This window comes from Mesorhizobium sp. M0830, assembly GCF_040319965.1.
Taxonomy (GTDB): Bacteria; Pseudomonadota; Alphaproteobacteria; order Rhizobiales; family Rhizobiaceae; genus Mesorhizobium.
The window spans coordinates 43,676-57,154 of the sequence record NZ_JAMYOR010000028.1 but is presented as its reverse complement, the minus strand read 5'-3'; the positions used below and the strand labels follow the sequence as shown (position 1 = coordinate 57,154).

Sequence of the window (13,479 nt, the reverse complement as noted above, 5' to 3'; positions counted from 1 at the left end):
TATAGTCCTGACTTGAGATGATTATTCGCCGCTAGCGGCGGCTTTAACCGAGTCGGTGTAGAAAGCCTGACGCGCATGCAGGCGCTCGCGGTAGCGCTGCTGGCTGGCGGTGAGGTGTTTCCGCATCGCCTCACGCGCAGCCTCGGCATCGCCCGATGTAATGGCGTTGAGGATCACCAGATGCTCGCGCTGCAGCCCGCGCTGGTAGCTGTCGGACTGCACAAGCTCGGTCGACCAGGGAGAAGTCACGTCGCACGGAATGGCACGCCGGCCGAGCACGTCGAGCATCTCGACATAGAACGGGTTGTTGGTGGCGCTGGCGATCGCGCGGTGGAAGGCGAGGTCGGCCGGGCCGGTCGGCTCGCTGGCGAGCAGCAGCCGCTCGAACTCGAAGAACGCTTCCTGGATCGCCGCCTCCTGCGCGGCGTTGCGGCGGATGGCGGCGATCCCGGCCGATTCGATCTCGATCGCAAGCCGCACTTCGAGGACGTTGAGCGCGATCGAATCCTTGCTGCCCATGTCGGCGGCCAGCGCGCCGAACATCGTCGAGATGTGCTCGGTGACGAAGACGCCGGCGCCCTGGCGCGGCTCGACCAGCCCATCGGCGGCAAGCTTGGCCAGGGCCTCGCGGATGACGGTGCGGCTGACGCCGAAGGTCTCGGTCAGCTGGCCCTCGGTCGGCAATTTGTGGCCAGGCTGAATCTCGCCCGCCTGCAGCTGCCTGCGGATCGCCGCGACGACGGTTTCCGACAGTTTGGGTTTTCTCTCGACCTTGAGGTCGGTTGCGGCAGCGGACACGTGGTGGTCTCCTTAAGCAATCCCGGAAAAGCGTGAAACGTTTTCCGTCCGGAATTGCGTCAAAACTCTAGTGGAACAGGCTCGGCAGCCACAATGAGATCTCCGGTATGTAGGTGACAAGCATCAACACGACGAAAGCCGCGCCGTAGAACGGCCAGATCGAGCGCATCGCCGTCCAGATCGGGATCCGTCCGATGGCGCAGCTGACGAACAGCACCGCCCCCACGGGTGGCGTGCACAGGCCGATGCCGAGATTGAGGATCAGGATGACGCCGAAATGCACGGGGTCCACGCCATAGGCCATCACCACGGGCAGGAAGATCGGCGTGGTGATGATGATCAGTGGCGACATGTCCATGAACGTGCCGAGGATGAGCAGCACCACATTGATCATCAGCAGGATGACCAGCTTGTTGTCGGACACGGACTGCAGGAAGGCGACGAGCGCGGCGGGGACCCTGAGATAGGCCAGCAACCAGCCGAAGGCGGCAGCACAGCCGATGATCATCAGCACCATTGCCGTCGTGCGCACGGCCGCCGTTGTGGCGGCGACGAAGTCGTTCCAGCTCATCGAGCGGTAAATGACAAGCGTCACCAGGAAAGCGTAGACGATGGCGATGCACGAGCTTTCAGTGGCCGTGAAGATGCCGGAGCGGACGCCGCCGAAGATAATGCCGATCAGGACCAGGCCTGGAATCGCGGCGACAAGCAGTTGCAATGCGCGGCCGAAACCCGCGAACGGCTCGGTCGGATAGCCGCGACGGCTGGCGACCCAATAGGCGGTGATCATCAGAGACAGCGCCAGCAGCAGGCCGGGTATAACGCCCGCGGTGAACAGGTCGGCGATCGAGATGCGCCCGCCGGCAGAGATTGAATAGATGATCATGTTGTGCGAGGGCGGGATCAGCAGCGCAATGATGGCGCCGACGGAGGTGATGTTGACGGCATAGTCGATGCCATAGCCGCGCGCTTTCATCTGCGGGATCATCAGCCCGCCGACCGCCGAAGCATCGGCCACGGCCGAGCCGGAAATGCCGCCGAACATGGTCGAGGCAGCGATGTTGACCTGCCCCAGCCCGCCACGCAGGTGACCGACCAGGGAACCGGCCAGCGCCACCAGCCTGGCTGCGATACCGCCACGCACCATCAGGTCGCCGGCGAAGATGAAGAACGGGATGGCCATCAGCGAAAATACGCTGACGCCGGAGTTGAGACGCTGGAACACCACGAGCGGCGGCAGGTCCAGCACCAGCACCGTCGCGAAGCTGGCGACGCCGAGGCAGAACGCGATCGGTGTGCCGATGATCAGCAGGAAGACGAAGGTGCCGAACAGAACCGTCAGTGCCATCACAGACCCTCCTCGCCCGTGGCGTACTGATCAGCATCGACCGGCAGTCCTGCAAACCGCCCGGCCAGCCGCTCAAGCGAAAACAGGCAGACAAGCGCGCCGCCCAGGATGACCGGCAGGAAACCGACGCCGCCCGGGAAGGCAAGAGACGGCATCACCGTGTTCCAGGTCAGCCTGGCAAGCTGGACACCGTAGACGATCATGCCGGCGCCGAAGGCGAGCACGACGATGTCCGAAATGCTGCGCAGCACCGCCTTGGCGGCGGTCGGCAGGAAATAGAGCAACACATCGAACCCCAGATGGGTGCGCTCGCGAACACCGACCGCTGCCCCCAGGAAGATGAACCAACCCATCAAAAGCACCGAGAAGGGTTCCGTCCAGCTTGGCGAACTGTTGAGGATATAGCGTGAAAATACCTGCCAGAAAATGATCACCGTCATCAGGGTCAGCCCGATGCCGCTGACCCACAGCGCAAGCTTCGCCAATCCTGACAGCAGCCGCTCTATTGCGAGCCAAAATGGTTTCATATGCGCGCCTCCCCCGGATGATGGCGCGGACAACGCGCCATCATTAGCCACGAACGAATTTACTTGGTTGCCTGGATACGCGACGCGAGGTCTTTCAACTCGGGCGTCGACAGATACTTGTCGTAGACCGGCTTCATCGCATCGATCAGCGGCTGTTTGTCGATCTCGCTGACCTTGACGCCGGCCTTCTCGACAATGTCGCGCGACTTCTTCTCCTGCGCGTCCCACAATTCGCGCATCTTGACGACGCTGTCTTTTGCCGCTTGCCGGACGATCGCCTGGTCTTCCGGCGTGAGCTTGTCCCAGCTCGCCTTCGACATCACCAGCACTTCCGGAACGATCTGGTGCTGGTCCATGGTGTAGTGCTTGGCAACCTCGTAGTGCTTGACGGATTCGAAGCTCGGCCAGTTGTTCTCGGCGCCGTCGATGACGCCCGTCTGCAAAGCCGAATAGACCTCGCCATAGGCCATCGGCGTGGCATTGGCGCCCAACGCATTGACCATGTCGACGAACACATCGGACTGGATGACACGGAATTTCATGCCCTTCATGTCGGCCATCGAAGTGATGTCCTTCTTGGTGTTGTAGAAGGAGCGCGCGCCGGAATCGTAGAAGGCGAGGCCGACGAGGTCATGCGCCTCGAAAGCCTTCAGGATCTCATCCCCGATCGGCCCATCCATCACATGCCGCATATGATCGACCGATCGGAACATGTACGGCAGAGACGGAACCGCCGTTTCCGGAACGACGCCGTTGAACGGTCCCATCGAGACGCGGTTGAGGTCGATGACGCCGGCCTGGGTCTGCTCGATCGTGTCCTTTTCCTCTCCGAGCTGCGCCGAATGATAGACCTCGACCGAATAGCGGCCATTGGTACGCTGCTTGATCAGGTCGCCCATGTATTTGACCGCCTCGACGGTCGGATAGCCGTCGGGATGGGTATCCGATGACCTCAGCACGGTGTCGGCATTGGCAATGCCGACCAGCAGCGAGCCGAAGGCAAACGTGGCCGCCGTCAATTTCGAAAAATGCAACATGACTTCCTCCCTTTTAAGATCGTAGCGCCCGGCTCAGAGCCGGTACGCCTTCTTCGCAAGCGTGTAGGCAAGCTCCCGCGCCAGCTCATGCGCCTCGTCTTCGCGCAGCCTGTGCTCGGCGACGAGACGCGCGAGGAACGCGCAGTCGACCCGGCGCGCCACATCGTGACGCGCCGGAATGGATGGAAAGGCGCGGGTGTCGTCGTTAAAGCCGACGGTGTTGTAAAAGCCGGCCGTCTCGGTGGTCATCTCGCGGAAGCGCCGCATGCCTTCCGGGCTGTCGTGAAACCACCAGGCAGGCCCGAGCTTCAGCGCCGGATAGACGCCGGCAAGCGGCGCCAGTTCGCGCGCATAGCTGGTCTCGTCGAGCGTGAAGAGGATGATCGTGAGGTCGCGCTCCAGCCCGACGCAGTCGAGCAGCGGTTTCAGCGCCGTCACATAGTCGGTCCGGGTCGGGATATCGAAACCCTTGTCGCGGCCGAACTTCTGGAAGATCGCGGGCGAATGGTTGCGCCAGGAGCCGGGATGTATCTGCAGGACAAGCCCATCGTCGAGGCTCATCTTGGCCATCTCCGTGAGCATCTGAGCGCGGAACAGTTTCCGCTCGCGCTCGTCGTCGGAACCACGGCGAATCCGATTGAACAGCTCCTCGGCCGCCGCTTCGGAGAGATTGGCGGTCTCCGCCGTCGGATGGCCGTGGTCGGACGAGGTCGCGCCAAAACTCTTGAAGAAGGCGCGCCGTTGGCGGTGCGCATCGAGATAGCCAGTCCAGTTGCCGGTGTCGCAGCCGGCGATTTCGCCGAGCCGGTCGAGATTGGTTGAAAACCCCTCGAAGTCTGGATCGACGACCGCGTCAGGCCGGTAAGCCGTCACGACGCGGCCCTGCCAGCCACTGTCGCGGATCATCTGGTGCCATTTGAGATCGTCGAGCGCGCCCTCGGTCGTCGCGATGACCTCGATATTGAAGCGCTCGAACAGCGCGCGCGGGCGGAAATTCTCCCACTGCAGCAGCGTTGCGATGGTGTCGTAGTGGCTGTCGGCGGTCGCCGCGGTCAGCGGTTCGCCGATGCCGAACAGATCGGCGAGCACATGATCGAACCACAGCCGGGTCGGCGTGCCCCGAAACAGATAATAGTGCTCGGCAAAGCGCCGCCAGATCGCCCGGCCGTCGGTCTCCACCGACGCGCCGTCGAGCGTCGCCACGCCGAGATCCTCGAGGCGAACCCCCTGGCTGAACAGCATGCGGAAGATGTAGTGGTCCGGCACGATGAGCAATTGCGCCGGATCCGGGAACGGCTCGTTCAGCGCGTACCAGCGCGGATCGGTGTGACCATGCGGGCTGACCAGGGGCAGATCCTTGATCCCGGCATAGAGATCGCGGGCGATCGAGCGCGGATGCGCCTCGGCGGGAAACAGCAAATCCGCATTGGTCAGTGCCACGATCATCCTCCCAGACGGCCATTTGGTAGGGTCGACAAGAAATAATGTCAACATACAAAAACTCGCTTGTTGTATGATGACTTTCAATCCCATTGTGTGGCAGAAGTCTGGATGTTACGCCGCTTGCCGACCACTCCCCGAGGGCGATTTCATGCCATCCGAACAGACCAGCCGCGCCACGACGACCAAACGCCTTTCATCGATAACGGCGCGGACATTGCCGGCTTCGATCGCGACGCCTTCGTATGATCGCAGCCGCGTCGTCCCGGGTATCGTGCATCTCGGTGTCGGCGCCTTCCATCGCGCCCATCAGGCAGCTTATATCGACGATTGCCTGGCGGCAGGCGAGACAGGCTGGGGCATCGTCGGTGTGTCGCTGCGCAGCGCCGACACGCACGACGCGCTCATGCCGCAGGATGGGCTCTATACGCTGGCAATCAGAAGCAGTGGAACCGAAAAGCTTCAGGTCATCGGCTCGATCGCCGCGATGCTGGTGGCGCCGGAAGACCCAAGCGCGGTGCTGGCCGCGCTGACCGATCCGCGCACGCGCATCGTCACGCTGACGATCACCGAAAAGGCCTATCTGCGGGCGGCTGGCGGTGGATTGGACGCCGCCCATCCCGATATCGTCAACGACCTGGCAAATCCGAAAATCCCGAAGACGGCGCATGGTTTCCTAACCGAGGCGCTTGCCCGGCGACGCGCCGCCGGCACGCCGCCCTTCACCGTGCTGTGCTGCGACAACCTGCCGGCCAACGGGGCCACGCTGCACCGGCTGCTGATTGAATTCGCCGAAATGCGAGATGCCAGGCTCGGCGCGAAGGGCGATGCCACACTCGCCAAACACATCGCCGATGCGGTCGCCTTTCCGTCGAGCATGGTCGACCGCATCGTACCGGCGACCACAGATGCCGACCGGGCGCGGATCGCTGTCGAGCTTGGCGTCGAAGATGCTTGGCCTGTTATGACCGAGCCATTCTGCCAGTGGGTAGTCGAAGACAATTTCCCAGGCGGCCGCCCGGCCTGGGAACGGTTCGGCGTCACCATGGTCAACGACGTCAGGCCCTTCGAGGACATGAAGCTACGCCTGCTCAACGGCTCGCATTCGGCCATCGCCTACCTCGGCCTGCTCAGCGGCCATGCCACCGTCGATCGCGCCTTCGCCGATCCGGCGATACGGGCCTTTGTCGATGCGCTCTGGGCTGAGGCCATTCCAACGCTGCCAAAGAATGCCGGGCTGGCTACGGCAAGCTATACGGCTGAACTGGCCGAGCGTTTTTCGAACACCGCTCTCGCCCACCGCACGGCGCAGATCGCCAATGACGGCAGCCAGAAATTGCCGCAGCGCATCGTCGCTTCCGCCCTGGAGAGCATCGAAGCCGGCGCTGTGCCCGAACACCTGACACTGGCGATCGCCGCCTGGATCGCGGCCTGCGAAGCACGCGGCAAGACCTTGCCGGAGAGCCATTTCACCGATCCGCTTGACGCGGCGTTGACAGCAATCGGCGACAAGCGCCTGTCGGCCGCGGAAACCGTCGTGTCGGTTTTTGATCTGGCTGGCTTTGCCAAGGAGGAGTCCGGGCGCGCAAATGTGATGGATCTCACGACCGCCCATCTCGAACAGCTACGCCGTGGCGGACCGGCAGCTGCCTTCGCTGCATTGGGCATCTAACAAAAAAGCGAGGCAAGGCCCCGCTTTTCGATCAATCGTCTGAAGCAGACTTTACGCCGGCAAGATGGCAGCTTCCAGCGTGGTGAGCTGGCTAAGGAACTGTTCAGCCTTGCTTCGCACCTGGTCGTCCTTGGCGTCGGCGGCGTCTTCCCTGGCTTCCTGGATGCGGCGCGCGAGATCGGCGCGGTCGACATCCTTCACCGCGACAGCCGATTCCGCCAGCAGCGTGCAGCCGGCCGGAACGATGTCGGCGAAGCCGCCGAACACCACATAGCGTTCTTCGCCGCCCGCCGCAGTCTTCACCGTGACGACACCCGGCTTGATCGTGGTCATGACCGGAGCGTGATGCGCCATCACGGTCATCTCGCCTTCGGCGCCCGGAATGACGACGGATTCGACCTCGGCGGAAACCAGCAGGCGCTCCGGCGAGACCAGTTCGAACTTGAAAGCTTCAGCCATGTCAATTTAGCGAATAGCGAATAGCGAGTAGCGAGTAGTCAGAAGAATTCGCCGGCCCATATTCCCTATTCGCTACTCCCTATTCGCTATTCGCTTGATTACGCCGCTTCAGCCGCCAGGCGCTGTGCCTTCTCGACCGCTTCCTCGATGCCGCCGACCATGTAGAAGGCAGCTTCCGGAAGGTGATCGTAATCGCCGTTACAGAGGCCCTTGAAGCCCTTGATGGTATCGGCGAGGTCGACCAGCTTGCCCGGCGCGCCGGTGAACACTTCGGCGACGAAGAAGGGCTGCGACAGGAAGCGCTCGATCTTGCGGGCGCGAGCCACGGTCTGCTTGTCCTCTTCCGACAGCTCGTCCATGCCTAGGATGGCGATGATGTCCTGCAGCGACTTGTAGCGCTGGAGGATCGACTGCACCTGGCGCGCGACGCCATAATGCTCGTCGCCGACGACCAGCGGGTCGAGCATGCGCGAGGTCGAATCGAGCGGATCGACGGCCGGATAGATGCCCTTTTCGGCGATGGCGCGGTTGAGCGTCGTCGTCGCGTCAAGGTGGGCGAACGAGGTCGCCGGCGCCGGATCGGTCAAGTCGTCGGCGGGCACGTAGATGGCCTGCACCGAGGTGATCGAGCCCTTGGTGGTGGTGGTGATGCGTTCCTGCAGCGCGCCCATGTCGGTGGCAAGCGTCGGCTGATAGCCGACCGCCGACGGGATACGGCCGAGCAGAGCCGACACTTCCGAACCCGCCTGCGTGAAGCGGAAGATGTTGTCGACGAAGAACAGCACGTCCTGGCCCTGGTCACGGAAATATTCGGCAACCGTCAGGCCGGTCAGGCCGACGCGGGCACGCGCGCCCGGCGGCTCGTTCATCTGGCCGTAGACGAGTGCGGCCTTGGAGCCTTCGCCGCCGCCCTTCTTGTTGACGCCGGATTCGATGAACTCGTGATAGAGATCGTTGCCTTCGCGGGTGCGCTCGCCGACGCCGGCGAACACCGAGTAGCCGCCATGCGCCTTGGCGATGTTGTTGATCAGTTCCTGGATCAGCACGGTCTTGCCGACGCCGGCGCCGCCGAACAGGCCGATCTTGCCGCCCTTGGCGTAGGGAGCCAACAGGTCGAGCACCTTGATGCCGGTGATCAGGATCTGTGCTTCCGTAGACTGCTCGACATAGGTCGGAGCCGGCTGGTGGATGGAGCGCATTTCGATCGCGTCGACAGGGCCTTCTTCGTCGACCGGCTCGCCGATGACATTGATGATGCGGCCGAGCATGCCCGGGCCGACCGGCACGGTGATCGGCGCGCCTGTGTCACGCACGTCCTGGCCGCGAACCAGACCTTCGGTCGAGTCCATGGCGATGCAGCGCACGGTGTTTTCACCCAGATGCTGGGCAACTTCGAGCACGAGGCGGTTGCCGACATTGGTCGTCTCGAGCGCGTTCAGGATCGCCGGCAGGTGATCGCCGAACTGCACGTCGACAACGGCGCCGATGACCTGGCGAACCTTGCCTACAACGCCGGTTGCCTTGCTGGCCACGGCGGCCGTCTTGGCCGGAGCTGCCTTCGCTGCTGGAGCCTTGGCCGCCGCCTTCGCGGGGGCTGCGGTCTTCGCGGCTGCTGCCTTCGGAGCTGCCTTCTGGGGGGTCGCTGCTTTCGCCATCGTCTTTACCCTTTTTCGTCCTTTGTTTCTCACGCGGTCCGGTCGCGGGTCGATGACCCGCGGACCGCGCCTAGAGCGCCTCGGCGCCCGAAATGATTTCGATCAGTTCCTTGGTGATCTGCGCCTGCCGCTGGCGGTTGTAGGTGATCGACAGCTTGTTGATCATCTCGCCGGCGTTGCGCGTCGCATTGTCCATGGCGCTCATCTTGGCGCCCATTTCGCCGGCCGCGTTTTCGAGCAGCGCCCGGAAAACCTGCACCGAGATGTTGCGCGGAATGAGGTCGGAGAGAATTTCGCCCGGCTCCGGTTCGTATTCATAGACGGCGTTTCCGCCATCCGTCACTTCCGCCTGAGCCGAAGCAACGCCCGCCGGAATGATCTGCTGCGCTGTCGGAATCTGGCTGATCACCGACTTGAACTGCGAATAGAACAGCGTGCAGATGTCGAAGCTGCCCTCGTTGAAGAGGTGGATGACCTTCTTGGCGATGGCATCGGCGTTGACGAAACCAAGCGTCTTGACCTCGCGCAGATCGACGCGGTCGATGATCAGCGACGCATAGTCGCGGCGCAGGATGTCGAAACCCTTCTTGCCGACGCAGATGATCTTGACGTGCTTGCCGTCGGCCAGCAGCTTGCGGATATGGTCTCGCGCGTGACGGGCGATCTGCGAATTGAAGCCGCCGCACAGGCCGCGCTCAGCAGTGCAGACGACGAGCAGATGCACGTCATCCTTGCCAGTGCCGGTCATCAGCGCCGGGGCATCGCCGCCGCCGCCGATTGCCTGGGTGATGTTGGCCAGCACGGAACCCATGCGCTCCGAATAGGGGCGCGCCGCTTCCGCGGCCTCTTGCGCGCGGCGCAGCTTCGCCGCGGCGACCATCTGCATCGCCTTGGTGATCTTCTGCGTCGCCTTGACCGAGGCGATGCGGTTACGAAGGTCTTTTAATGAAGGCATGCTTCAAACCTGATCCCGTCTTGTCTCATCCCGACTGGCGCTTCGCTCAGGCGAAGGTCTTGGCGAAAGCGTCGATCTCGGCCTTCAGCTTGGCGCGCAGATCGTCCGACAGCGCCTTTTCCTTGCGGATGGCGTCGAGAATGTCCTTGCCGGCTGCACGCATGTGGCTGAGCAGGCCATGCTCGAACTTGCCGACCTGATTGACCGGCAGTTTGTCGAGATAACCATTGACGCCGGCGAAGATCACCGCGACCTGCTCTTCCGTCTTCAGCGGCGAAAACTGCGGCTGCTTGAGGAGTTCGGTCAGGCGCGACCCACGGTTGAGCAGGCGTTGCGTGGCGGCATCGAGATCCGAGCCGAACTGCGCGAAGGCCGCCATTTCGCGATACTGCGCAAGCTCGCCCTTGATCGACCCGGCAACCTGCTTCATCGCCTTGATCTGCGCGGCCGAGCCGACGCGGCTGACCGACAGGCCGACGTTCACGGCAGGACGGATGCCCTGGAAGAACAGGTTGGTTTCGAGGAAGATCTGGCCGTCGGTGATCGAGATCACGTTGGTCGGGATGTAGGCCGACACGTCGTTGGCCTGCGTTTCGATAATCGGCAATGCGGTCAGCGAACCACCGCCCAGATCGTCGTTGAGCTTGGCGGCCCGCTCGAGCAGGCGCGAATGCAGGTAGAAGACGTCGCCGGGATAGGCTTCGCGGCCCGGCGGGCGGCGCAGCAGCAGCGACATCTGGCGATAGGCGACGGCCTGCTTCGACAGATCGTCATAGCTAATCAGCGCATGCATGCCGTTGTCGCGGAAGTACTCGCCCATGGTGGCGCCGGCGAATGGCGCCAGGAACTGCATCGGCGCCGGATCGGAAGCGGTAGCGGCGATGATGATCGAATATTCGAGCGCGCCGCGCTCTTCCAGCACCTTGACGAACTGCGCGACGGTCGATCGCTTCTGGCCGACGGCGACGTAGACGCAGTAGAGCTTTTCCTTCTCGGGGCCGTTGTCGTGCACCGACTTCTGGTTGAGCATGGTGTCGAGGATGATAGCGGTCTTGCCGGTCTGGCGGTCGCCGATGACCAGCTCGCGCTGGCCGCGGCCGACCGGGATCAGCGCATCGATGGCCTTGAGGCCGGTCGACATCGGCTCGTTCACCGATTTGCGCGGGATGATGCCGGGCGCCTTGACGTCGACGCGCTTGCGCTCGACTGCCTTGATCGGGCCCTTGCCGTCGATCGGATTGCCGAGCGCGTCGACGACGCGGCCGAGCAGGCCGGGGCCGACGGGAACGTCGACGATGGCGCCGGTGCGCTTGACGATGTCGCCTTCCTTGATGTCGCGGTCGGCGCCGAAGATGACGACGCCGACATTATCGGCCTCGAGGTTGAGCGCCATGCCGCGGATACCGCCCGGGAATTCGACCATCTCGCCGGCCTGGACATTGTCGAGGCCGTAGACACGGGCGATACCGTCACCGACGGACAGCACCTGTCCAACTTCGGAGACCTCGGCCTCCTTGCCGAAATTCTTGATCTGGTCTTTCAGAATTGCGGAAATTTCCGCGGCGCGGATGTCCATCAGCCGACCTCTTTCAGTGCAAGCTTGAGCGAATTGAGTTTGGTTTTGAGCGACGTATCGATCTGGCGCGAGCCCATCTTGACCACCAGCCCGCCAAGCAGCGACGGATCGACGGTGACGGAGATGGCCACGTCCTTGCCGGCAACGCTCTTCAGCGCGGCCTTGAGTTCGGTCTGCTGGGCTGCCGTCAGCTCATGTGCCGAAGTCACTTCGGCAGCAGTCTCGCCACGATGTTCAGCTGATATCTGGCGGAACGCCCTGATCATGCCGGGAATGGCGAACAGGCGGCGGTTGCGGGCGACGACTCGCAGGAAATTGCCGGTGAGGCCGGCAATCCCGGCCTTGTCGGCGATCGCCGCGATGGCTTTGGCCTGATCCTCGCTGGAAAACACCGGGCTGTTGATCAGCCTGGTAAGATCGGCGCTGCCTGCCAGCATGGCTTCGAAGCTATTGAGGTCGGCTTCGACCTTGGCGACGGAATTTGCCTGCAGGGCGAGTTCGAACAGCGAACCCGCATAACGTTCTGCGACACCTGAGATTGGCGATGACGATTGAGCCACGGACCGTCTTTTCTCTTGTCTGACAGGCCGTAGATTGTTGGCGCGAGCAAAAACTCTGGCTAAATCTTTGACCTTACTGCATTTTTTCGAGCACGGAGGCGCGGCTTCCGCTATCCCCGGCCGAAAGTCGATTGCCGTCTAGCACAGGCATTTTAAGACCGCAATGCGTCGTTCCGCATGGTTTTCAGGCACTATTGTCGCATCCGGCGAAAGTCGCCGCCCTTCCATCGCGGAATACCTAACGATTCAAGGCAGAAAGCCAAAGGCGAAGGCAAGCGGCAGCGCCGCCAGGGCCAATTCCACCACGATGGAAACCCAATTGAATGGCGTGTTGGCGCCATCCGACATCATCGACAGCAGCCGACCAAAGGCGGTGAACAGCCAGGAGAAGCCAAGCGTCATGTAGATCAGCGGCTGCGCCAAGAGGATGCAACACAGGCCGACGCCCAGATAGAAGCCCGACATTCTGCCGCGTCCCTCGGCGATCGCCGCAGCCTTCTCAGGCTTGGCCTGCAAGCGCAGGGCACGAAAGGCGAGGCCAGGTGCCAGAAAGAACAGAAGTCCGAGCAGCACGGTAATGACGGCACTCGACCAGGCTAGCCATTCGCCCTGGCTCGTCGGCCACGGAAGCGCAAAATCCATCTTGTCCCCTCAAAATGCCTGTTTGCAATTTCGGGGCATTCTAGCGGAGGAAAAACCCGGCGCCAGATGGCTCCCGGCACTTTGGGCGAAACACCTCAACTGAGCGCAAATTCGATCGCCGCCTCGGCATGGATGCGCGTCGTGTCGAAGACCGGGATGTCGAAATCCTGCTGGCCGATGAGCATGGTGATCTCGGTGCAGCCCATGATGACGCTGTCGGCGGCCTCTTCGCGGCGCAGGCGTTCGGTCTCGGCGATATAGGCCGCCTTCGAGATTTCGGTGACAATGCCCTGGCACAGTTCGTCGTAGATGACGCGATGGATCATGTCGCGCCCGGCCGCGTCGGGCACGACGGGGCTCAAGCCAAACTTGTCGGCGAGCCGGCCCTTGTAGAAATCCTGTTCCATGGTGAAACGCGTCGCCAGCAGTGCCGGGCGCTGCATGCCGGCGCGCTTGACTGCCACCGCCGTGGCGTCGGCGATGTGGATCAACGGGATCGACACCGACGCCTGCACCTGGTCGGCCAGTTTGTGCATGGTGTTGGTGCATAGAAGAAGGCCTTCCGCGCCGCCTGCCTCGAGCTTGCGCGCCGCTTCGACAAGAAGCACGCCGGCGCCCTCCCAGTCGCCGTGGTGCTGCCGCTCGGCGATCTCAGCGAAGTCGAACGACCACAGCAGCAATTTGGCCGAATGCAGCCCGCCCAGCCGCTCGCGCACGATCTCGTTGAGCAGGCGATAGTAGATGGCCGTCGATTCCCAGCTCATGCCGCCCAGAAGGCCAAGGGTTTTCATAAGGGCTGTTCCTTTGCCG

General features: G+C 62.8%; 13 protein-coding genes. 1 reads left to right on the top strand and 12 read right to left on the bottom strand.

Annotation, left to right across the window (positions count from 1 at the left end; translation table 11 throughout):
* Positions 1-21 precede the first annotated feature (21 nt).
* The 5 genes from NKI20_RS17950 to uxaC form a co-directional block, all read right to left on the bottom strand.
* Positions 22-798: a FadR/GntR family transcriptional regulator gene (locus NKI20_RS17950; RefSeq protein ID WP_023762486.1), complete on the bottom strand. Its 777-nt coding sequence runs from the start codon at positions 796-798 to the stop codon at positions 22-24.
* A 67-nt stretch (positions 799-865) separates the two neighbouring features.
* Positions 866-2,146: a TRAP transporter large permease gene (locus NKI20_RS17945; RefSeq protein ID WP_352606339.1), complete on the bottom strand. Its 1,281-nt coding sequence runs from the start codon at positions 2,144-2,146 to the stop codon at positions 866-868.
* Entirely contained in the window at positions 2,146-2,673 is a 528-nt protein-coding gene (locus NKI20_RS17940) for a TRAP transporter small permease (RefSeq protein WP_031261209.1), read from the bottom strand. The genes NKI20_RS17945 and NKI20_RS17940 overlap by 1 nt, the downstream gene beginning before the upstream one ends.
* Before the next feature lie 59 nt (positions 2,674-2,732).
* Entirely contained in the window at positions 2,733-3,710 is a 978-nt protein-coding gene (locus tag NKI20_RS17935; RefSeq protein WP_352832543.1) for a TRAP transporter substrate-binding protein, read from the bottom strand.
* Positions 3,711-3,743: 33 nt separating this feature from the next.
* On the bottom strand, positions 3,744-5,156 hold the full coding sequence (uxaC, locus tag NKI20_RS17930; protein WP_502898135.1) for a glucuronate isomerase: 1,413 nt from the start codon (positions 5,154-5,156) through the stop codon (positions 3,744-3,746).
* Positions 5,157-5,301: 145 nt separating this feature from the next.
* Here uxaC and NKI20_RS17925 point away from each other — a divergent pair, with 145 nt between their 5' ends.
* A complete protein-coding gene (locus NKI20_RS17925; RefSeq protein ID WP_352832540.1) occupies positions 5,302-6,822 on the top strand; it encodes a mannitol dehydrogenase family protein in 1,521 nt (506 codons plus the stop codon).
* Between the two features lie 51 nt (positions 6,823-6,873).
* Here the strand turns inward: NKI20_RS17925 and NKI20_RS17920 are convergent, their stop codons facing one another.
* The 7 genes from NKI20_RS17920 to NKI20_RS17890 form a co-directional block, all read right to left on the bottom strand.
* On the bottom strand, positions 6,874-7,281 hold the full coding sequence (locus tag NKI20_RS17920; RefSeq protein ID WP_352731983.1) for a F0F1 ATP synthase subunit epsilon: 408 nt from the start codon (positions 7,279-7,281) through the stop codon (positions 6,874-6,876).
* Positions 7,282-7,379: 98 nt separating this feature from the next.
* Positions 7,380-8,936 (bottom strand): F0F1 ATP synthase subunit beta, encoded by a 1,557-nt coding sequence (atpD, locus tag NKI20_RS17915; protein ID WP_352731985.1) that lies wholly within the window; start codon positions 8,934-8,936, stop codon positions 7,380-7,382.
* A 70-nt stretch (positions 8,937-9,006) separates the two neighbouring features.
* Positions 9,007-9,891, bottom strand: a complete 885-nt coding sequence (locus NKI20_RS17910; protein WP_352832536.1) for a F0F1 ATP synthase subunit gamma — start codon at positions 9,889-9,891, stop codon at positions 9,007-9,009.
* Between the two features lie 46 nt (positions 9,892-9,937).
* Positions 9,938-11,467: a F0F1 ATP synthase subunit alpha gene (atpA, locus tag NKI20_RS17905; protein WP_023762495.1), complete on the bottom strand. Its 1,530-nt coding sequence runs from the start codon at positions 11,465-11,467 to the stop codon at positions 9,938-9,940.
* A complete protein-coding gene (locus tag NKI20_RS17900) occupies positions 11,467-12,027 on the bottom strand; it encodes a F0F1 ATP synthase subunit delta (RefSeq protein WP_023762496.1) in 561 nt (186 codons plus the stop codon). Before NKI20_RS17900 ends, atpA begins: the two co-directional genes overlap by 1 nt.
* A 246-nt stretch (positions 12,028-12,273) precedes the next feature.
* Positions 12,274-12,669: an AGROH133_08824 family phage infection protein gene (locus NKI20_RS17895; RefSeq protein WP_352731993.1), complete on the bottom strand. Its 396-nt coding sequence runs from the start codon at positions 12,667-12,669 to the stop codon at positions 12,274-12,276.
* Between the two features lie 95 nt (positions 12,670-12,764).
* A complete protein-coding gene (locus NKI20_RS17890) occupies positions 12,765-13,460 on the bottom strand; it encodes an aspartate/glutamate racemase family protein (protein WP_352832532.1) in 696 nt (231 codons plus the stop codon).
* Positions 13,461-13,479 lie beyond the last annotated feature (19 nt).

Bases quoted from the DNA above. Each gene is read 5' to 3' on its own strand.
- NKI20_RS17890 (WP_352832532.1), bottom strand. From the start codon at position 13,460: ATGAAAACCCTTGGCCTTCTGGGCGGCATGAGCTGGGAATCGACGGCC.
- NKI20_RS17925 (WP_352832540.1), top strand. From the start codon at position 5,302: ATGCCATCCGAACAGACCAGCCGCGCCACGACGACCAAACGCCTTTCA.
- NKI20_RS17910 (WP_352832536.1), bottom strand. From the start codon at position 9,891: ATGCCTTCATTAAAAGACCTTCGTAACCGCATCGCCTCGGTCAAGGCG.
- NKI20_RS17895 (WP_352731993.1), bottom strand. From the start codon at position 12,669: ATGGATTTTGCGCTTCCGTGGCCGACGAGCCAGGGCGAATGGCTAGCC.
- atpD (WP_352731985.1), bottom strand. From the start codon at position 8,936: ATGGCGAAAGCAGCGACCCCCCAGAAGGCAGCTCCGAAGGCAGCAGCC.
- NKI20_RS17945 (WP_352606339.1), bottom strand. From the start codon at position 2,146: ATGGCACTGACGGTTCTGTTCGGCACCTTCGTCTTCCTGCTGATCATC.
- NKI20_RS17920 (WP_352731983.1), bottom strand. From the start codon at position 7,281: ATGGCTGAAGCTTTCAAGTTCGAACTGGTCTCGCCGGAGCGCCTGCTG.
- uxaC (WP_502898135.1), bottom strand. From the start codon at position 5,156: ATGATCGTGGCACTGACCAATGCGGATTTGCTGTTTCCCGCCGAGGCG.
- NKI20_RS17940 (WP_031261209.1), bottom strand. From the start codon at position 2,673: ATGAAACCATTTTGGCTCGCAATAGAGCGGCTGCTGTCAGGATTGGCG.
- atpA (WP_023762495.1), bottom strand. From the start codon at position 11,467: ATGGACATCCGCGCCGCGGAAATTTCCGCAATTCTGAAAGACCAGATC.
- NKI20_RS17935 (WP_352832543.1), bottom strand. From the start codon at position 3,710: ATGTTGCATTTTTCGAAATTGACGGCGGCCACGTTTGCCTTCGGCTCG.